The following is a 19,649-nucleotide window of genomic DNA, read 5'->3' on the forward strand; positions in this document are numbered from 1 at the left end:
TTGGGGTGAGGGTACGGCGTGAGGAGGTGCTACTGGGTGCACCACCACCTGTCATCCCAATCCAACCCCCAAGCCCTACACTACGCGCATGAACGCACTGCCCTACGATTCCGAGCGCCTGCGCACGCTGGCGCACCTGCTGATCGACAACATCCGCGAACTCTCGCAGGCCGGCTGGACGCCCGCCACCAGCAGCAACTTCTCGCACCGCCTGGACGATCGCCATGCCGCGATCACCGTCTCCGGTCGCGACAAGGGCCGGCTGGTGGAGGACGACATCATGGTGGTGGACTTCGACGGCCAGGCCGTCGGCCGGCCGCTGCGTCCGTCCGCCGAGACCCTGCTGCACACCCAGCTGTACCGGCGCTTCCCCGAGGTCGGCTGCATTCTGCACACGCACTCGCCGGTGCAGACCATCGCCTCGCGCCTGTATGCGCCGCAGGGTCATATCCGCCTGGAAGGCTACGAGCTGCTGAAGGCGCTGCACGGCAACCAGACCCACGAGACCGCGGTGGACCTGCCGGTGTTCGCCAACACCCAGGACATGACCGTGCTGGCCGCGCAGGTCGACGCCCTGCTCGATCGCACGCCGCTGTGGGGCTACCTGATCGACGGCCACGGCCTGTACGCCTGGGGCCGCGACATGGCCGAAGCGCGCCGCCACCTCGAAGCCTTCGAGTTCCTGCTGCACTGCGAGCTGGAGCTGCGCAAACTGCGCGCCGCCGGCTGATCCGCCGCGGCGCGACAGCGTTCCAGCGCCGCAACGGCCGCCGGCCGCGCACCTGCTACCCTTTTCGTCCCCACTCCGCTTTCGCCCGCCGCCATGAGCCGACTCCGCATCTTCGCCGACACCACTCCCGACGCGCCGCTGTTCGACAGCCGCGATGGCGACGCGATCGCCGCCGAACTGCGCAAGATCGGCGTCACCTTCGAGCGCTGGCAGGCCAAACAGCCGATCGAGCCCGGCGCCTCGCCGGAAGCGGTCATGGCCGCCTACAAGGCCGACATCGACCGCCTGGTCGCCGCCAACGGCTTCAAAACCGTGGACGTGGTCAGCATCGCCCCGGACAACCCGCAGCGCGAGGAGATGCGCAAGAAGTTCCTCGACGAGCACTTCCACAAGGAAGACGAGGTGCGCTTCTTCGTCGCCGGCTCCGGCCTGTTCACCCTGCACGTGGACGGCAAGGTCTACGAGATCGAATGCGTGCAGGACGACCTGATCGCCGTGCCCGACGGCACCCACCACTGGTTCGACATGGGGCCGGAGCCGCGCTTCGTCGCGATCCGCTTCTTCACCGAGCCGGATGGCTGGGTCGGCCACTTCACCGGCACCGACATCGCTCAGCGCTTCCCGCGCTACGAGGCGAAGCTGCGCGGCGAGGCGCACTGAGCGATGACCGGTCCGCGCGTCGTACTCACCGACATCGAAGGCACCACCAGCAGCATCTCCTTCGTCAAGGACGTGCTGTTCCCGTACGCGCGCCGCGCCCTGCCCGGCTTCGTGCGCGAGCACGGCCAGCAGCCGCAGGTGCGGCAGTGGCTGGATGCGGTCGCCACCGAATGCGGCGGCATCTGCACCGATGCGGTGATCGTGGAGACCCTGCAGGGCTGGATCGACGAGGACCGCAAGCACACCGCGCTGAAGGCGCTGCAGGGCATGATCTGGGAAGCCGGCTACCGCGATGCCGACTTCACCGCGCACATCTATCCCGATGCCGCGCCGGCACTGCGCCGCTGGCATGCCGACGGCCGCGCGCTGTACGTGTATTCGTCCGGCTCGGTGCCGGCACAGAAACTGTTCTTCGGCCATAGCGACGCCGGCGACCTGCGCGGCCTGTTCTCCGGCTGGTTCGATACCGAGATCGGCGGCAAGCGCGAGCAACCCAGCTACGCGCGCATCGCCGAGGCGATCGGCGTGGCGCCGGCGCAGATCGTGTTCCTGTCCGACGTGGTCGCCGAACTGGATGCGGCCCGCGCCGCCGGCCTGGACACGGTGCTGATCGACCGCCGCGACGATTACCCGCAACCGCGCCAGGGCGAGGCCTGCAACGGCCACCGCCGCGCGGAGAGCTTCGACGACCTGGGCTTCTGAGTCCCCGCGCATGCGCAGGCCTGTCGCTGCCTTGATGGCCGCCCTGGCGGCGATGCGGCGCCCGCTTGCCGTGGTGCGCAGCCGACTGCTGCCCGCCGCGCTGCTGGCGCTGGCGCTGCCCGCCTGCCATTCCGATGCCGGCGCCATGCCGGCCGGTGCGGCCGACACCGCGCAGGACGAGGCGGCGCAGGATCCGGTCGACCAGGCGCAGTTGCGCCAGGCGCTGGGGTCGCTGCAGGCGCAACGCCCCGGCATCCCCGACCTGTACGTGGTCGGCTTCGCCGGCGACGCCAGCGAGGACGTGTTCCGCAACGAAGTGCTGTACCTGCGGCAGATGTTCACGCAGCGCTTTGGCGCCGCTGGCCGCATCGCCACCCTGATCAACCACGGCGACAATCTCGGCGCGCACGCCTACGCGCCGCAGGCCTCGTACGACAACCTGGCCGATACGCTGGACCGCATCGGCAAGCTGATGGACAAGCGCGAGGACGCGCTGCTGCTGTTCCTGACCAGCCACGGCACCGACCAGCACGAGCTGTATCTGCAGTTCGGCCCCGGCGAGGATGCCGAGTACGACACCATCACCCCGCAGGAACTGCGCCGCCTGCTCGACGACGCCGGCATCCGCAACCGCATCATCGTGATCTCCGCCTGCTACTCCGGCGGCTTCGTGCCGGCGCTGAAGACCGCCGACACCCTGGTGATCACCGCCGCCCGTCGCGACCGGCCCTCGTTCGGCTGCGGCAACACCGCCAGCGCCACCTATTTCGGCCGCGCCTGGTTGATCGACGCGCTGGCGCGTACCACCGACCTGGTCGACAGCTATCGCCTGGCCAGTGCCGAGATCAGCGCACGCGAGCAGGCCGAAGGCGAGGCGCCGTCGTATCCGCAGCTGTACGTGGGCGCGCGCATCGACGCGTGGCTGCAGCACTGGCGCGCGCAGTTGCCGAACGCCGCCGCACCGGTCTATCCGTATCCGGAACCCGATGCGGACGACGCAATGACTGCGACCGATGGCGAACCGGACCACGCGCCCGGGACCACGCAAACCACTCCCCCCCCCCCGACGCCCGCAAAACCGGCGCTACCGCCATCGACTGCCACTCCCACGCAGTGAGCGGCCCTGCTCCGTCGAGCAGCGCACGCAAGACTCCAACGCTCGGTGCGCCCTGGGCCTGGAGCAGGAGTCCGCAGGAACCCCATAGATGAGAGTAATTCGCATTCGATCGCCGATCGCGTGCAGCCGTTACACTGCGCCCCGCAGCAAGCCCGCCAGCCTTTCGCCAGCCAGCTGCGCACCGATCCGCCCGCCAGCCTTCGCTCGCCAGCCAGGATCCTCTCGTTTTATAGGCCTCCTTCATGGAGGTTTTTTTGTTTCATGCCGACTCCAGACCGGTAGTAAGCCGGACCGCGCCGCAGCGATGGTCCACAACCGTCTCAGCAGGTCGAGGGTGTAGTTGTTCTCAGCAGTGGCCAAGCCTAGAGCGTGTTATGAACTTGGAGTTCACGCGGCTATCGTAGGCGATGAAGCCACCACGCCAACCGACGTATCCGATGAAGAATGGGTCTTCGCCGCGCCCGACTTGATACTGACGGATCCGCAGGCACGGCAGCGCAGATATGAGCTACAAACAATGGAAACAACGTCTATGCCATTGAGCAAGCGAGTTGCCGCTCTTCTACTCTGCCTTTTTGCCTGGAGTACCGTGCTCGCCGCGCCTTCGGTCTGCCCCATTCGACAGGATCAGCCACTTCGCTCCATCGATGCATTCGATGGAGAACCACAGGATCTCGCAACGCTTGAGCCCGACGTGGCAAAGGAGCGATACGGCCATTGGGTTCTGGGCTACATCTACGATGAGGGCCGATTCGTCACCGTACGCTGCAGGTACGCGGACAAGCAAACGCATGACGTAAAACTGGCGAACCGTGTGGAACAGTGCAGTTATTCAATCAATGCAAAGCATGTCCTTCGAATAACTTGCAGATGAAAGCTGGCACGGCTCCTGGGACGGCGCGCCGAACTGGACAAACGGCGGCACATTCGCCAATGCTGGCGCCGATCGGCTCCTCGGCGTCATCGCCAACGACAACGACAACAGCCGGTTCTACTTCGCCCAGCGCCCGCGTGTGCCGGGTACCGCCCAGGACGGCGGTCAAAAGAACCTAGGTCGCGACTGAACTGGCGTCGCCAGGACGCGACGCCAGCGTCGCAACCGCGGCGCGATCAGGGAGAGGCGTCCTGCAATCGATAGCTGCCGCTGGCGTGCTGCTCGCCGCGCCAGCGGTCGAACGCGCGGACCTCGATGCGGTGCGCACCCACGCTCAGGTCGGTCGGCAAGGCGCCGCGCCACAGGTGTTGCGACGGAATCGCTTCCGGCGACCGATCGTAGCCGCGCAGCGCATCGGCGGCATCGTCGCGCGCGTTCTCGGCGAGCAGCGTCGGGTCCGGCTGTTCGACCCGCTGCATCGGCTTCCAGGCGCCGTCGTCCACGCGGTACTCGACGCGCGTGTCGTCCTCGCCCATGTACACGTTCGCGTACACGCCCCAGGCCGGATAGGCACCGCGGCGCAATACCTTCGGCGCATGCAGGCCGATCTGGGTGTCGTCGGCGGCACGCGCGGCGTGGTAGGCCAGCGCATAGCCGCCGTCGCGGCGCACGGTCAACAGTGCATAGCCGTTCGGGGTGCCGTCGGCCATGGTCGCGGCGGGAATGCCCTCGGCATCCTTGACCCCGGACCAGAACGCGCCGCAGGCCGCGCCGACGTTGTATTCGTGCAGCGGCTGCGCGCCGTGCCAGCCCTCGTCGGCACCGTGGTAATAGTGGCGCTGGGTGTGGCTGTGGCCGCTGAGCACCAGCACATGCGGGAACGCCTGCAGCAGCGCGAACAGCCGCGCGCGATCGGCATGGCGGAAGGTCTCCTTGCCGGGCGCCGCATCGAACAGCGGGATGTGCAGGCCCAGCACCACCAGTCGATCCTTGGGCACGCTGGCCAGGTAGGCCTGCAGGAACGCGAACTGGTCCGCGCGCAGGCCGCCGATGTACTTGGGCTGCTGCGTCGGCTGGTAGACCACATCGTCCAGGAACACGAAGCTGGCGCCGCCCTCTTCCACCGCGTAGGTGTCGGGACCGTAGACCGCACGCCAGCTCGACAGCGAATCGACGTCGTCGGTCGCGTCGAAGTTGAGGTCGTGGTTGCCGGGCACGTGGAACCACGGCACGCCGAGCTTGGCGGTTTCCGCATTCAGCGCCGGATACAGCGACAGGTCGTCGCTGACCACGTCGCCCAGGGTGGTGCCGATGCGCGCGTGGGTCTTGCCGCGCAAGGGCGCGACGATGTCGCGGGCGTAGTAGCCGACATCGGTCATCGACGCGGTCTGGGTATCGGCGAACACCAGCACCTCGGTGCTGTCGGCCTTGGGCTGCGCGCGCAACGCGAAGTCCCAGTGGTCGGTGGCGCCGCGGGTGGGCGCGATGCCCGGATACTTGAGCGTGGGCGAGCCGGCGGGCGCGTAATGCCGCCAGTAGTCCGGCAGGCCGTTGCCGGCGCTGGCGAAGCTGTAACCATCGGGCTTGATCACGAACACCGTGCGGCCGGGCTCCACCTGCAGGCGGTAGCGGCCCTGCGCGTCGGTGCGGACGATGTGCACGCCGTCGGACACCTGCACGCCGGCGATGCCAGCATCGCCCGGGCCGCGGCCTGGGGCGTTATCGCGTTCCTGGTAGACGCTGCCGCTGATCGTCGCGGTCTGCGCCACGGCGGGAGCGGCGGCGGCCAACAGGCAGGCAAGGACGACGGTGCGCAGCATGCGGAACATCCGGAGAAGCCGAGGGTCCCCGATTGTAGCCAACGACATCGACACGGCGATGACCGCGCCGGACAGACTCAGCGGTGCCGCGCTTCCAGCACGGCCACCGCGTCGCCCAGGCCCAGGCCGCGTGCGCGCAGCAGCACGGTCAGGTGGTAGAGCAGATCGGCGGACTCGCCGAGCAGGTCCTCGTCGCCCTGGGCGACGCCGGCCAGCGCGGTTTCCACGCCCTCCTCGCCCACCTTCTGCGCGATGCGCCGCGTGCCTTTCTCGAACAGCTGCGTGGTGTAGCTGCCGGCCGGCCGCTCGCGTTCGCGCTGCGCGACCAGGCGGTCGAGCGCGCCTAGGAACTGGCCCGGCGCCTGCGGGAAGCAGCTGTCGCGGCCGAGGTGGCAGGTCGGCCCGCGCGGATGCGCCAGCACCAGCAGGGTGTCGCGGTCGCAATCGGTGTCGATCGCCACCACGTCCAGGACATGGCCGGAGCTTTCGCCCTTGGTCCACAGCCGCTGCTTGCTGCGGCTGTAGAAGGTGACCTGGCCGCTGCGGCGCGTGGCCGCCAGCGCCTCCTGGTTCATGTAGCCCAGCATCAGCACGCGCAACGTGGCGGCGTCCTGCACCACCACCGGCAGCAGGCCATCGCCCTTGCCCCAGTCCAGCGCCGCATCGGCGGCGTCCGCGTCGTGGGAGTGTTCATGCGCCATCGCGCACCTCGATCTGTCGTTGGCGCAGGAAGCGCTTGAGTTCGGGAATGGCGATCGCGCCGCCATGGAAAACGCTGGCGGCCAGCGCGCCGTCGACGTCGGCACGCTCGAACACGTCGGCGAAGTGCTGCATCTCGCCCGCGCCGCCGGAGGCCACCAGCGGCACCTTGCACAGGGCGCGCACCTCGTGCAGCTGGGCGATGTCGTAGCCGCGGCGCACGCCGTCGCTGTCCATGCAGTTGAGCACGATCTCGCCGGCGCCCAAGCGCTGCGCCTCCACCACCCAGTCCAGGGTACGCACGCGCAGCGCCTGGGTCTTGCTGGGATCGCCGGTGAAGCGGCGCACGCGCCATTGGCCGTCGTCCTCGCGGATCGAATCGATGCCGACCACCACGCACTGCACGCCGAAGGCCTCGGCCAGCTCGGCGATCAGTGCCGGCCGCTCCAGTGCCGGCGAGTTGATCGAGATCTTGTCGGCGCCGGCGTGCAGCACCGCGCGCGCGGTGGCGACGTCGCGGATACCGCCGGCCACGCAGAACGGGATGTCCAGCAACCGCGCCACCTTCTCGACCCAGGCGTAGTCCACCGAGCGCCCTTCCGGACTGGCGCCGATGTCGTAGAACACCAGTTCGTCGGCGCCCTGGTCGCGGTAGCGCAGCGCCAGCTCGGCGATATCGCCCATGTCCACGTGGTCGCGGAACTTGACGCCCTTGACCACGCGCCCCTCGCGCACGTCCAGGCACGGGATGATGCGCCGGCTCAGCATGCCAGCGCCTCGTCCAGGCGCAGCCGCCCTTCCAGCAAGGCCTTGCCGAGCACGGCACCGGCGCAGCCGGCCTCGCGCGCGCCGCGCACATCGGCAGCGTTGCGGATGCCGCCGGAGGCCTGCACCGCCAACGCCGGCGCGAGCTGCCGCAGGTGCGCGTACAGCGCCAGGTTCGGCCCGGACAGCATGCCGTCGCGGGCGATGTCGGTGCACAGCAGGTGGATCAGGCCGGCCGCGGCGTACTCGCCGGCCAGCGCGTCCAGGCTCAGCGACGAGGTCTCGGTCCAGCCGTGCACCGGTAGGCGCCAGACGCCGTGCGCGTCCTGGCGGCTGTCCAGCGCCACGGTGATGCGCTCGGGACCGAATTCGGCCAACCACTCCAGCACCGACTCGCGGTCGCGTACCGCCAGCGAGCCGATCACCACGCGGCTGGCGCCGGCATCGAGCAGGCGCTGCACGTCGGCGCGTGAGCGCACGCCGCCGCCGGTCTGCACCTGCAGCCCGGTCTCGTTGCGGATCCGCTGCAGCAGCGGTGCCAGGGTATAGCCGCCGGCGCGGGCCGCATCCAGGTCGACCAGGTGCATCCACTGCGCACCGGCTTCGGCGAAGGCCTGCGCGCGGCGCAGCGGATCGTCGCCGTAGTGGGTCTCGCGGGCGTAGTCGCCCTGCGCCAACCGCACCACGCGGCCGTCGCGGATGTCCAGGGCAGGATAGACGACGAAGCTCATGGGAAATCGGTCTCGAGGAAGTTGCGCAGGATGCGCGCGCCGGTGTCGGCGGAGCGCTCGGGATGGAATTGCGCGCCGCAGCGGCGACCATGCTGCACCACCGCGGTGAACAGGCCGCCATGATCGCAGGCGGCGACAGTGTCGCCTGTGACCGGTGCGGCATAGCCATGCACGAAATAGGCGCTGGCACCGTCCGGCACGCCCGCCAGCAGCGACGACGGCCGCAGCGGCAACAGCCGGTTCCAGCCCATGTGCGGCACGCGGATGCCCAGCGCCGGCGGCATGCGCCGGACCACGCCGGTCAGCAGGCCCAGGCAATCGACATCGCCTTCTTCGGAATGCTCGAACAGCAACTGCATGCCCAGGCAGATGCCGATCAGCGGCACCTGTAGCGCGCGCAATGGCTCGATCAGACCTTGCTCGCGCAGCCGTGCCATCGCGTGCGGCGCGGCACCGACACCTGGCAGTATCACCCGGTCCGCGCCTTGCAGTCCTGCGGCGTCGCGCACCAGCCTGGCTTCCACGCCGAGGCGTTCGAGCGCGTAGCGCACCGAACCAAGGTTGGCGCCGCCGGCATCGATCAGGGCGACATCGCTCATCGCACGCTCTCTGCGAAACCCGCGCGCATCACAGTACCCCCTTGGTCGAGGGCAGCGCCGCACCCTCGCGCTTCAGCGCCTGGCGCAAGGCACGGGCCAGCGCCTTGAAGCAGGCCTCGACCTTATGGTGGTCGTTGTCGCCACGCACGCTCAGGTGCAGGTTCAGCCCGGCCGCATCGCACAGCGAGCGGAAGAAGTGCGGTACCAGTTCGGTGGGCATGTCGCCGACCCGCTCGCGCTTGAACTCGCCTTCGAACACGAAGTACGGGCGCCCGCTGAAATCCAGCGCGGCGCTGGCCAGGGTCTCGTCCATCGGCAGGGTGAAGCCGTAGCGGCCGATGCCGCGCTTGTCGCCCAGCGCCTGACGCAACGCCTGGCCCAAGGCCAGACCGGTGTCCTCGATGGTGTGGTGTTCGTCGATGTGCAGGTCGCCTTCGGCACGCACGTCCAGGGCGAAACCGCCGTGCTTGCCGATCTGCTCGAGCATGTGGTCGAAGAACGGCAGACCGGTGGCGCAGTGCGGGTCGCGCGCCAGGTCCAGGTCCAGTTCCACCGCGATGCGGGTTTCCTTGGTGTCGCGCTGCACCCGCGCACGCCGCGGCGCATCGGCCAGCTCGTGGGCGATGCCGGCCCAGTCCCACTCGCCGCCGAACTGGGCGGTACGCAACTGGAAGCCGCGGATGCGCAGGTTCTCGGCGAACTGGATGTCGGTGACGCGGTCGCCGACCATCGCCGAGCGCGCCCAGTCGATGCTGCGGTCCTGCAGGTACGGCAGCATCAGGCCGATGCCGGGCTTGCGCGTGGGCGCATTGTCGGCAGGCCAGCTGCGGTCGACCAGCACCTCGCGGAACACGATGCCCTGGCTGGCGAAGATCTGCAGCATCAGGTCGTTGGGGCCGTCGAAGGCGGCCTGCGGGTAGGCCTCGCTGCCGAGGCCGTCCTGGTTGGTGACGATGACGAACTGGTAGCCGGCGTCGCGCAGCTTGAGCATCGCCGGGATCACGCCCTGCACGAAGCGCAGCTTCTCGTAGGCGTCGATCTGGAAATCGGCCGGCTCCTCGATCAAGGTGCCGTCGCGGTCCACGAACAGGATCGGGGTCATGCCGCCGCCCTCCACGCCTGCAAGGCGCCGAGCACGCGCTGGTTCTGCGCCGGCGTGCCCAGGGTGATGCGCAGCGCATCGCCCAGGCCCGGCGCGGCGCGCTGGTCGCGCACCACCACCCCGGCCGCCAACAGCGCCTGGAACGCGCCCTCGGCGTCGTCGCAGCGCAGCAACAGGAAATTGCCCTGCGACGGATACACCTGGCGCACGCCCGGCAACGCCGCCAGCGCCGCCTGCATCCGCGCACGCTCTGCCCGCACCTCCTGCACCCGCGCCGCGGTCTGCCGCAGCGGTTCGGGCTGCAGCGCGGCCAGCGCCAGCTGCGTGCACGGCGCCGGAATCGGATACGGCGCCTGGCAGCGGCGCAGCACCGCGATCAGGGCAGGATCGGCGATCACGCAGCCGATCCGCGCCGCCGCCAGCGCATGCGCCTTGGACAGCGTGCGCAGCACCGCCAGGTTGGCATGGCGCGCGAGCAAGCGGGTGGCCGAGGCTTCGTCGGAAAACTCGCCATAGGCTTCGTCCACCACCAGCACCGCACGTCCTTGCAGACGCTCGGCGGCGCGATCGATGTCGGCCAGGGCGATCGCCGCACCGCCGGGGTTGCCCGGCGAACACAGGAACACCAGCTTGGCCATCTGGCTCAATGCGGCGTCCACCACTGCGTCCACGTCGGTCAGCAGGCCTTCGGCGGTATCGCGCAGCGGCACCTCGACCACGCGCGCGTTCTGCAGCCGCGCGCACACCGCGTACATGCCGAACACCGGCGGGGTGATGACGATGGCGTCGCGGCCCGGCTCGCACAGGGCGCGCAGCAGCAGGTCGATGGCCTCGTCGCTGCCACGGCCGAGCAGCACCTGTTCCGGGGTGCAGGCGTACAGCTGCGCCAGTGCGGCGCGCAGCGCCGGCGGCTGCGGGTCGGGATAGCGGCGATTGCCGGCGTCGCCATCGGCGGCGTTGGCCCAGGCCGACTCGTTGGCATTGAGCCAGATCTCGCCCTGCAGCGCACTGCTGCGCGCGGACGAATAGCCGGCGAACTCGCGCAGGTCCGGGCGGACCAGCGCCAGCACGGCGCGTGCGTCTGAAGTCTGGCTCATGCCGCCTTCTCCATGCGCAGCGCCACCGCATTGGCGTGCGCGTCCAGGCCTTCGGCGCGCGCCATCAACACCGCGCAACCGCCGATCGCTGCGATGCCGGCGGCGCTGGCGCTCTGCACGCTGACGAAGTTCTGGAAGCTGGCCACGCTCACGCCGCTGTAGGCACGCGCCGCGCCGCTGGTGGGCAGCACGTGGTTGGTGCCGCTGCAGTAATCGCCCAGCGCCTCTGGAGTGTAGTCGCCCAGGAACACCGAGCCGGCGGCCTCGACCCGGTCCAGCCAGTCGCGCGGCGCGCGCAGCGCCAGGATCAGGTGTTCCGGGGCGTAGCGGTTGCTGATGGCGAACGCATCCTCCAGCGTGTCGACGCGGATCAGCCGCGACGCGGCCAGCGCCTGCCGGGCGATCGCCGCGCGCGGCAGCGTCGCCAGCTGCCGCTCCAGTTCGTTCTCGACCGCCTCGATCAGCACGGCGCTGTCGGACAGCAGCAATACCTGCGAGTCGGGGCCGTGCTCGGCCTGCGACAACAGGTCGGCGGCGACGAAGGCCGCATCGGCGCCGGCGTCGGCGATCACCAGCACCTCGGACGGCCCGGCCGGCATGTCGATCGCCGCCGCGCCGGCCTGCGCGATTTGCTGCTTGGCCTCGGTGACGTAGCTGTTGCCCGGGCCGAACAGCTTGTCGCAGGACGGCACGGTCTCGGTGCCGAAGCCCATCGCCGCGATCGCCTGGGCACCGCCGAGCTTGAACACCCGGTCCACGCCGCACAGCGTCGCCGCGACCAGCACCGCCGGATCGGCCGAGCCGTCGGCGCGCGGTGGCGTGCACAGCACCACCTCGCGGCAGCCGGCCAGCGCCGCCGGCACGCACAGCATCAGCGCCGTCGACGGCAGCGGCGCGCTGCCGGCCGGCACGTACAGGCCGACCCGGCCGATTGGCCGCACCACGCGCTCGCAGACCACGCCCGGTGCGGTCTCGACCGCGTACGGCTGCGCCATGCCGGCGCGGTGGAAGGTATCGATCCGCGCCGCCGCCTCGGCCATCGCCGCGCGCAGCGGCGCCGGCACCGCCGCCTCGGCGGCGGCGAACTCGGCGGCGCTCACTTCGAAGGTCTCCAGCACCACGCCGTCGAAACGCGCGGTGAGCTCGCGCAGCGCGTCGTCGCCGCGGCTGCGCACGTCATTGAGCACCTGCGCCACCGCGTTGCGGGTCTGCTCGGCCACGCGCTGCACCGGCCGGGTCAGCGCCTGGGTGCGTTCCTGCGCGTCGAGCGCGCTCCATTCCAAACGATTCATGCCAGCGACCGCTCCACCGTCAACACCATCAAGCCCTGCGCACCTGCGCGCTCCAGTTCCTCCATGCGCTGCCAGGTGATCGCACCGTGGCACATGGTCTGCAACTGCAGCGGGCCATCGGCATCGCCGGGCAGTTGCACCAGCGGTTCGGCGTCGGGCAGCAACCGCGCCAGGTCGGCCACGCGCTCGCGCGCGGCGCGGAACATCAGCAGCTTGCTGTCGCGCAGCTTGAGCACGCCGTCGAGCCGGCGCAGCAGCATCGCCGCCAGGCCGGCGCGGGCATCGGCCGGTTCGCGGACCGGACCGGCCAGCACCGCCTCGCTCTCCAGCAGTGTCTCCACCGGCTTGAGCTGGTTGGCGGCCAGGGTGGCGCCACTGGAGACCAGATCGCAGATCAGGTCGGCGGTGCCCAGGCGCGGCGCGATCTCCACCGAGCCGGACAGCTCCACCACCTGCGCGGCGATGCCACGCGCGTCCAGCCAGTCGGCCAGCACCGCCGGGTAGCTGGTGGCGATGCGCAGCCCCTGCACCTGCTGCGGGCCGCTCCACTCCCAACTCTCCGGAACCGCCAGCATCAGCCGGCACTGCCCGAAGTTCAGCCCGCGCAGGGCGCGATAGGCCTCCGGCAAGCCGTTGCGGCGGCGCTCGCCGGCCTGCTCTTCGAGTTCGTTGCGGCCGACGATGCCGAAGTCGCACACGCCGTCGGCGATCAGCCCGGGAATATCGTCGTCGCGCACCAGCAGCAGGTCGACCGGCAACGATTCGCCGTAGCAGAACAGCTTGTCGCGGCTCTCGCGCCAGCTCAGCCCGCAGGCGGCCAGCACCGCACGGGCCGGCTCGGCCAGGCGGCCGCTTTTCTGGATCGCGATACGCAGCCGGTCGCGGGCCGGTGCTGCCAGGGAAGCACTCATCAGGACATCTCAGTGGGAATCGGAGGGGCGCGCCGTCTGCCGGCGCAGCGCCGCGGCATAGCCGCCGGCGCCGTATTCCAGGGTCCGTGCGACACGGCCGATGGTGGTGACGCTGACCTGGGTCAGGTCGTGGATCTCGCGGTACGGCACGCCCTTGAGCAGCAGCGGCACCACCCGCCAGCGGTCCGCCATCGCCTCCAGCTCGGCCGGCGTGCACAGGTCCTGCAGGAACGCCGCCACTTCCTGCGGCTTGCCGAGCTGGGCCAGGGTGCGCGCCAACGCCTTGAACGAGGCGTCGCTGTCGCGGTCTGCTGCAGGGACGGGACGTTGTTTCATTGCGCTAATGTAATAGCACGCTATTACAAGGTCAAGTTTGCGCGGGCCGCGGCGACCTGGCGTTCAGCCTCCGGGCCATCCTGTTGCGCGCTCTGGCGCCCTGTGCGTTGCCGCGATCCGGCCTCACGCTGCGCGCAGACACCTCCCGCGGCGGATGGAAGGATCGCCCGGCGGCCGCTAGGATCGGCGATGACCGCCGCCGCTCTGGAGTACCGCATGCGCAATGCGTGTTTTGCCGCCCTTGTCCTGTGCATGGCGATGTCGGCAGCGGCGCAGCCGCCGCCGGCGCCTCCCGCCCAGGGGGCCGCAAACGCCGACACCGCGGCCACTGTGGAGCAACTGCCGATCCGCTCCAGCGCGCAGCTCGCCGCCTACCTGCGCGCCCATGCAGGCCAGCGCACGCCGCTGGACGCGCTCACGCCCGGCGCCCGCGAACGCTTCCTCGACGGTCTCGTGTTCGGCCGCAATGGCCTGGGTGGATTCGATACGCAGGACCTGCCGCAGCTGACCCGCACGCAGGGCCGGGCGCTGCTGGCGCTGTTCGGGGTCGAGCGCTACGCGGAAAGCTTGCCGCACTGGGCGACGCAACCGCGCGTCCACGAGCCCACCGCCGCGATCGGCGACCTGGAGCGTCGCTACAACGGCTACCACCGGAATCTGGACGGCCTCGGTCGCACTGGACGCGATCCCTGGCCCGCAGTGCGCAGCGCCCTGCCCGAAGCATTCGACCCCGCCGCCATCGCGCAATCGGACGCGACCACGCTGGATCTTCTGTATCGGGCCGTCGTCGCGACCTACGCGCTGCGCCCCACCCCGGCGGGGCTGGACACGCAACTGCAGGTGTTGGCGCAGTTGCGGCGCCGCGGCCAGGCCAGCGCGGCGCAGGTGGACGACGCCGGCAACGCGCTGCTGCTCGCGCATCGCGTGGAAGACGCACGGCGCCTGCTGGCCGATGGCGGCAGCGCCGACTGGCCGCATTGGCTGCGCTTCGAGGACCGCCTGGGCGCGGCCGCGCAGGGGCCGACGCTGTGGTCGCTGGAACCCGATGGGCGCACCCTGCGCCGGCAGCGGATCGATCTGGGGCCACCGCAGATCCTGGTCACCGCCGGCTGCCATTTCGCCGCCGACGCCGCGCGCGCCATCGCCGCCGATCCCGAACTGGGTCCGGCGTTCCGCCGCCATGCGCTGTGGCTGACCCTGCCGCCCGGCAGCGAGGACCTGGAGGCGCTGCGCGCCTGGAACCAGGCGCAGTCGCAGACGCCGCTGCATCCGCTCTACGACGTGGAGGAATGGCCGCTGTTGCCGCGCGAGTGGCGCATGCCCACGTTCTTCCTGGTGCGCGACGGCAAGGTCGTCGCGCAAGTGCAGGGCTGGCCGGCGGACGATGGCGAGCAGCGGCGTGCACTCAAGGCGATGCTGCAGGGTGCCGGCCTGCTGTAGCCTGCGTTTTTGGGATCGGCCGTGGCCGGGATCACCGGCCATGCCAGTCGCGGCTGAAGCCGCTCCCACGAAGATCTCGCACAGCGCGGCGGCCGTCGCCGGCCGCCGCCACCAGACTCAGGCCATCACCTTGGCCTGCTCCAGCTCCACCTGCAGCGTGCTGGCCAGTTCGTCGCGGGCGACCTCGAACTGCTGCTCGCGCAGCAGGTCCTTGACCGCGACCACCCCGCGCGCCAGCTCGTCGTCGCCGGCCAGCACCACGAAGCGGATGCCGGCACGGGCCGCGTACTGGAACTGCTTGCCGATCTTCTTCGGCTCCATCTGCACTTCGGTGTTGATGCCGCCGGCGCGCAGGCGCCGCGCGATGTCCAGCGCGTCGTCCAGCTTGGCCTCGTCCATCAGCGCCACCATGGCCTGCACGCTGCTGGAGGCGATGCCGTCGATCAGGCCGGCCTCGCGCAACTGCCAGAACAACCGGGTCAGGCCGATGGAAATGCCCACGCCGGGCAGCTTGGACTTGCTGTAGTGGCTGGCCAGGTCCTCGTAGCGGCCGCCCGAGCAGATCGAGCCGATCTGCGGGTAGTCGGTCAGCAAGGTCTCGTAGACGGTGCCGGTGTAGTAGTCCAGGCCGCGGGCGATGGAGAAATTGAGGCAGTACGCGGTCTCCGGCACGCCCAGCGCCTTGACCAGGGCCAGCACCTCGCGCAGTTCGGCCACGCCCTCGCGCAGGGTCGCACTGGACGCCGCATCGGCCTCCAGCGCCTGTAGCCGCGCCAACGCATCGTCGTGGCCGCTGGAGCGCACCGCGACGAAATCGAGGATGCGCTGCACCTGCTCGGCGGGAATGCCGAAGCCCTCGCCAGCCAGCGTCTCGCGCACGTAGTCGGCGCCGCGCTTGTCCAGCTTGTCGACCTCGCGCAGCACCGCGAGCTGGCGCTCGCCCTCGGCCACGCCCAGGCTCTCGAAGAAACCGCGCATCAGCTTGCGGTTGTTCAACTGCACGGCGAAATCGCCAATGCCCAGTTCGGCGAACACCGCGTGGATCACCGCCAGCACCTCGGCGTCGTAACGGATGCTCAGCGCATCCTTGCCGATCACGTCGATGTCGCACTGGTAGAACTCGCGGAAGCGGCCGCGCTGGGCGCGTTCGCCGCGGTACACGCGCTGCATCTGGTAGCGCCGGAACGGGAAGCTCAGCTCGTGCTCGTGTTCGGCCACGTAGCGGGCCAGCGGCACGGTCAGGTCGAAGCGCAGCGCCAGCTCCGGCAGCCCGCCCTCGCCGCCCTCGGCCGCGGCATTGGCCAGCGCACCGGTGGACTGCACGAAGTACACCTGGCGCTCGGTCTCACCGCCGGACTTGGTCAGCAGCACGTCGGACAGCTCGAACACCGGCGTCTCCACCGGCAGGAACCCGAACCGCTCGTAATTGCGGCGAATGACGTCCAGCATGCGCTGGAACGCGATCTGCTCGCGTGGCAGCAATTCCATGATGCCGGGCGGCGTACGGGGCTTGATCACGTGCGGAACTCCTGCGATTCGGGGGCGAGCGGGACGCCAATTCTAGCCGCACCGGCCACGCGCGGCCGCATCGGCGTATCATTCGCCGGTGCCGAAGCCGCTGCCCCGCCCATGAACAGGCCTCCTTCCGGATTCGCCCTGCCCTACGCCGACGCGTCCGCCCCGCGCGAACCGCGCGGCAACGAATGCCTGCATTGCGCGGTCCGCCACCTGGCGATCTGCTCGGCGCTGGCCTGCGACGAGGTGCAGGCGCTGGAACGGGCCACGACCTCGCTGCACTACGCCGCCGGCGCCACTCTGGCCCGCACCGGCGAGGCACGACAGGCGGTCTACACCGTCACCGCCGGCGCGCTGCGCCTGGTCCGCACCCTCGCCGACGGACGCCGCCAGGTGGCCGGTTTCGTCCTGCCCGGCGACTATGTCGGCCTGAGCGAATCGGCCAGGCACCGCCACGATATCGAAGCCATCGCCGACAGCCGGGTGTGCCGGGTGCCGGTGGCGCAGATGCAGCAGTTGCGCACGCAGTTCCCGCACCTGGAGCGCAAGCTGCTGCAACGCGCCTGCCTGGAGCTGGATGCGGCGCAGGACGCGGCGCTGTCGCTGGCGCGGCTGCAGCCGGCCGAGAAACTGGCCGACTTCCTGCTCAAGCTGGCGGCCCGCGCGGCGCGCCAGGGCGATGCCGGCAACAAGGTGGTGCTGCCGATGGGCCGCGGCGACATCGCCGACCATCTCGGCCTGACCATGGAGACGGTCAGCCGCACCTTCACCAAGCTGCGCCAGCAGGGCCTGATCGCGCTGCCGCAACTGCACGTGGTGGAGATCCGCGACTTCGCCGCGCTGCACCGGCTGGCGTCGGACGAAGACTGAGCGGACCGGCGTGGCGATTTTTTCGCCACGCCGATCGAGGCACCGACGCCATGCGGTGCCTGGCCACTTATCCACAGGATTCCAGAGCAACGCTCCACATCGCGTGTGGACAACCGTGCAGCGCCCGCCCGCCGGCGGCCAACCGATCACCGGTTTGCTGCCGCGTGCAGCACTGCCGCACCGCCAGCTCTGAACGCTTCAGCCGGCCATCGCGGCGGCGACGCCCGACCGGCATACACTGCGTGCGCAACACACCTGCGGCGCCGCCGCGGTGCCGGTGGGGGGACCACTCGGAGGGCCAACATGGCCGTCGCCATCGAGATGCAACACGCCTCGCGCGCCTGCGTGATGCTGGACCGCGAGCGCGAACTGGAGTTCTGGAAGGCGCATTACGCACACAGCCCCTTCCATCAGCCCGGTTACACGTTCCACGACTACGAGCCGGCGCTGAAGCTGGCCTACGATGCCTACCTCAAGTACCACGGCCAGCGCGTGGAAGAGGTGGTCGCGCAACTGCGCGACGTGTTCCTGCGCGACCATCCGCGCTCGCGCCTGGACTGGCTGCAGGTCCGCGGCATCGTCCTGGCCGCCTGGCAGCGGTTGCAGCCGTCCGACTGAGCCGTCGGGCGCGCTCGCGCGCCCCGGCCTGCGCTGCTCAGCCGGCCAGCAGCCGCGCGCGCAGCGCCGCGTAGTCCGGCGCGATCGGCTCGGCCTGCGCGGGCCGCTGCAGCAGCGCCGCCAAGGCCGGCGGCACGGCCACCGGCTGGCCGATCAGCGGCTCCACCACCCCTTCGAACTTGGCCGGATGCGCGGTGGCCGCCACCGCCCAATCGCCGGCGTCGGCCTCCGCGCCTTCGGCGCGCAGTTGCTGCAGCACGTGCAGCGCGGTGGCGGTGTGCGGGCAATGCACCTCGCCGTAGCGGCGGAAGCGCTCGCCGATGGTCTGGCGGATCTGCGCATCGTCCACCGAGTACGCCTGGAACTGGGTGCGCAGCGTGGCGTCGTCGCCCTGGTAGAGCCAGCGCAGGCGCTCGACATTGCTCGGCGCGCCGACGTCCATCGCATTGGCCAGGGTCGCCACGCTGGGCTGCGGCGCGTAGTCGGCGCCGGCGAAGAAGTCCGGCAGCACGCGGTTGGCATTGGTCGCCAGCACGATCCGGCCCAGCGGCACGCCCAGCGCACGCGCCAGGATCGCGGCCAGCGCATTGCCCAGGTTGCCGGTGGGCACCACCAAATTCAGCGGCTGCGCATGCGCGGCATGGTGCTGCAGGGCTGCATGTGCGTAGTAGCTCATCTGCGGCAGCAAGCGCCCCAGGCTGATGCTGTTGGCCGAACTCAGCGGCGCTTGCGCCTGCAGGTCGGCGTCGTTCAGGGCCTGCTTGACCAGCGCCTGGCAATCGTCGAACGAGCCGGCCACGCGCAGCGCCTGGATGTTGTCGCCGAAGCAGCCGAGTTGGTGCGCCTGCCGCGGCGACACGCGCCCGTCCGGATACAGCACCACCACGCGCAACCCGGGCTGGCGATGGAACGCGGCCGCGACCGCGGCACCGGTATCGCCGGAGGTGGCGACGAGGATGGTCAACGGCGTTTCCGCCCCCCGCCGCAGCCGGGTCAGGCAGGCGGCCAGGAAGCGCGCGCCGAAGTCCTTGAACGCGGCGGTCGGCCCATGGAACAGCTCCAGCGCGTGGTCGCCGGGCGTGGCCAGCGGCTGCAGCGGCGCGGCGAAGTCGAAGGCCTCCGCGCAGATGGCCGGCAGTTCCGCAGCCAGAGCGTCGCCATCGAAGAACGGCGCCAGCAGGTCCGCGGCGGTCTCGGCGAGGCTGGCACCGGCGCGCAGGTCGCGGGCGGCGGGCAGGCGCTCGGGGACGTACAGGCCGCCATCGGGGGCGAGCCCGGCGGCGATGGCCTGGCTGAGCGAAACGGCGGGAGCGGCGTTACGGGTGGAGATGAAGTTCATGGTGGTTCCGGTGGCAGGGAAGTTCGGTCGCACTGGCATTTCTGGCTCTGGCTCTGGCTGTTGCTCTTGCTCTTGCTGTTGCGCTTGCTGTTGCTCTTGCTGTTGCGCTTGCTGTTGCTTTGGCTGTTGCGCTTCTGCTTTACCGGGGGCCCCTCGGCGCGGCAGCCACGGCGGGCGAACACCCGAAGGGCGACGCGCAGGATGCGCGTCGTTTTTCGCCGGCACATGGATGTGCCGTCGAAAAATGCCCGTCGTGGCTGCGGACCCGGAGCGCGTTAGCGCGGAGGGCGCGCTGCGGGGTGTGCTTTCTTTTGGTTACTTTTCTTTGCACAAGCAAAGAAAAGTGACTCGCCGCCAGGCGAAAGCCTTTGCTGTTGCTTGAGATTTGTAAATCAAACGCGAAGAACCTGGAAGTCAACTGTCCTACAGGTG

General features: G+C 70.1%; 20 protein-coding genes. 8 read left to right on the top strand and 12 right to left on the bottom strand.

The features are described 5' to 3' along the window. Positions 1-88: 88 nt before the first annotated feature. The 5 genes from CEK66_RS11100 to CEK66_RS20815 all read left to right on the top strand — a co-directional run bounded on the left by CEK66_RS11100 (position 89) and on the right by CEK66_RS20815 (position 4,083). Positions 89-730, top strand: coding sequence for a methylthioribulose 1-phosphate dehydratase (locus CEK66_RS11100; protein WP_017912143.1), 642 nt, complete (start codon positions 89-91; stop codon positions 728-730). A 93-nt stretch (positions 731-823) separates the two neighbouring features. Then, entirely contained in the window at positions 824-1,390 is a 567-nt protein-coding gene (locus CEK66_RS11105; protein ID WP_152236956.1) for an acireductone dioxygenase, read from the top strand. Between the two features lie 3 nt (positions 1,391-1,393). After that, the gene (gene mtnC, locus CEK66_RS11110; protein ID WP_152236957.1) at positions 1,394-2,092 is read left to right on the top strand and encodes an acireductone synthase; all 699 of its coding nucleotides are present in this window, start codon (positions 1,394-1,396) and stop codon (positions 2,090-2,092) included. A gap of 52 nt (positions 2,093-2,144) precedes the next feature. Continuing rightward, entirely contained in the window at positions 2,145-3,209 is a 1,065-nt protein-coding gene (locus CEK66_RS11115) for a C13 family peptidase (RefSeq protein ID WP_152236967.1), read from the top strand. 532 nt (positions 3,210-3,741) lie between these two features. Beyond that, the gene (locus CEK66_RS20815) at positions 3,742-4,083 is read left to right on the top strand and encodes an STY0301 family protein (RefSeq protein ID WP_152236968.1); all 342 of its coding nucleotides are present in this window, start codon (positions 3,742-3,744) and stop codon (positions 4,081-4,083) included. Positions 4,084-4,319: 236 nt separating this feature from the next. Here the strand turns inward: CEK66_RS20815 and CEK66_RS11125 are convergent, their stop codons facing one another. From CEK66_RS11125 to CEK66_RS11170, 10 genes are all read right to left on the bottom strand, one after another. Continuing rightward, positions 4,320-5,903, bottom strand: a complete 1,584-nt coding sequence (locus tag CEK66_RS11125; protein ID WP_193312634.1) for a calcineurin-like phosphoesterase family protein — start codon at positions 5,901-5,903, stop codon at positions 4,320-4,322. A 77-nt stretch (positions 5,904-5,980) separates the two neighbouring features. Continuing rightward, entirely contained in the window at positions 5,981-6,604 is a 624-nt protein-coding gene (gene hisIE / locus CEK66_RS11130; protein WP_152236959.1) for a bifunctional phosphoribosyl-AMP cyclohydrolase/phosphoribosyl-ATP diphosphatase HisIE, read from the bottom strand. Beyond that, positions 6,594-7,370: an imidazole glycerol phosphate synthase subunit HisF gene (gene hisF / locus CEK66_RS11135; protein WP_152236960.1), complete on the bottom strand. Its 777-nt coding sequence runs from the start codon at positions 7,368-7,370 to the stop codon at positions 6,594-6,596. Before hisF ends, hisIE begins: the two co-directional genes overlap by 11 nt. After that, a complete protein-coding gene (gene hisA / locus CEK66_RS11140) occupies positions 7,364-8,098 on the bottom strand; it encodes a 1-(5-phosphoribosyl)-5-[(5-phosphoribosylamino)methylideneamino]imidazole-4-carboxamide isomerase (protein WP_017913326.1) in 735 nt (244 codons plus the stop codon). Before hisA ends, hisF begins: the two co-directional genes overlap by 7 nt. Then, positions 8,095-8,697 carry an imidazole glycerol phosphate synthase subunit HisH gene (gene hisH, locus CEK66_RS11145; RefSeq protein ID WP_043091911.1) on the bottom strand — a complete coding sequence of 201 codons (603 nt, stop codon included), beginning with the start codon at positions 8,695-8,697 and terminating at the stop codon, positions 8,095-8,097. The genes hisA and hisH overlap by 4 nt, the downstream gene beginning before the upstream one ends. 28 nt (positions 8,698-8,725) lie before the next feature. Continuing rightward, complete coding sequence (hisB, locus tag CEK66_RS11150; protein ID WP_152181167.1) at positions 8,726-9,799, bottom strand: bifunctional histidinol-phosphatase/imidazoleglycerol-phosphate dehydratase HisB; 1,074 nt, start codon at positions 9,797-9,799, stop codon at positions 8,726-8,728. Next, entirely contained in the window at positions 9,796-10,896 is a 1,101-nt protein-coding gene (gene hisC, locus CEK66_RS11155) for a histidinol-phosphate transaminase (protein WP_152236961.1), read from the bottom strand. Before hisC ends, hisB begins: the two co-directional genes overlap by 4 nt. Beyond that, positions 10,893-12,188, bottom strand: coding sequence for a histidinol dehydrogenase (gene hisD / locus CEK66_RS11160; RefSeq protein WP_152236962.1), 1,296 nt, complete (start codon positions 12,186-12,188; stop codon positions 10,893-10,895). Before hisD ends, hisC begins: the two co-directional genes overlap by 4 nt. Next, positions 12,185-13,099: an ATP phosphoribosyltransferase gene (hisG, locus tag CEK66_RS11165; protein WP_152236963.1), complete on the bottom strand. Its 915-nt coding sequence runs from the start codon at positions 13,097-13,099 to the stop codon at positions 12,185-12,187. Before hisG ends, hisD begins: the two co-directional genes overlap by 4 nt. 9 nt (positions 13,100-13,108) lie before the next feature. Then, positions 13,109-13,435: a YerC/YecD family TrpR-related protein gene (locus tag CEK66_RS11170; protein WP_152236964.1), complete on the bottom strand. Its 327-nt coding sequence runs from the start codon at positions 13,433-13,435 to the stop codon at positions 13,109-13,111. Positions 13,436-13,624: 189 nt separating this feature from the next. Between CEK66_RS11170 and CEK66_RS11175 the strand changes: the two genes are divergently transcribed. Then, the gene (locus CEK66_RS11175) at positions 13,625-14,875 is read left to right on the top strand and encodes a hypothetical protein (protein WP_226978578.1); all 1,251 of its coding nucleotides are present in this window, start codon (positions 13,625-13,627) and stop codon (positions 14,873-14,875) included. Between the two features lie 117 nt (positions 14,876-14,992). Here CEK66_RS11175 and hisS read toward each other — a convergent pair whose 3' ends face one another. Further along, positions 14,993-16,393: a histidine--tRNA ligase gene (hisS, locus tag CEK66_RS11180; protein ID WP_152236965.1), complete on the bottom strand. Its 1,401-nt coding sequence runs from the start codon at positions 16,391-16,393 to the stop codon at positions 14,993-14,995. A 111-nt stretch (positions 16,394-16,504) separates the two neighbouring features. On the opposite strand from hisS, the gene CEK66_RS11185 reads away from it, so the two are divergent. Next, positions 16,505-17,260, top strand: a complete 756-nt coding sequence (locus CEK66_RS11185; RefSeq protein ID WP_017912245.1) for a helix-turn-helix domain-containing protein — start codon at positions 16,505-16,507, stop codon at positions 17,258-17,260. Between the two features lie 303 nt (positions 17,261-17,563). Next, positions 17,564-17,878 (top strand): hypothetical protein, encoded by a 315-nt coding sequence (locus tag CEK66_RS11190; RefSeq protein ID WP_017912246.1) that lies wholly within the window; start codon positions 17,564-17,566, stop codon positions 17,876-17,878. Positions 17,879-17,915: 37 nt separating this feature from the next. Here the strand turns inward: CEK66_RS11190 and thrC are convergent, their stop codons facing one another. Continuing rightward, a complete protein-coding gene (gene thrC / locus CEK66_RS11195) occupies positions 17,916-19,217 on the bottom strand; it encodes a threonine synthase (protein ID WP_152236966.1) in 1,302 nt (433 codons plus the stop codon). Positions 19,218-19,649 lie beyond the last annotated feature (432 nt).

The organism is Xanthomonas sp. LMG 12460, assembly GCF_009192895.1.
GTDB classification, from domain to species: Bacteria; Pseudomonadota; Gammaproteobacteria; order Xanthomonadales; family Xanthomonadaceae; genus Xanthomonas_A; species Xanthomonas_A sontii.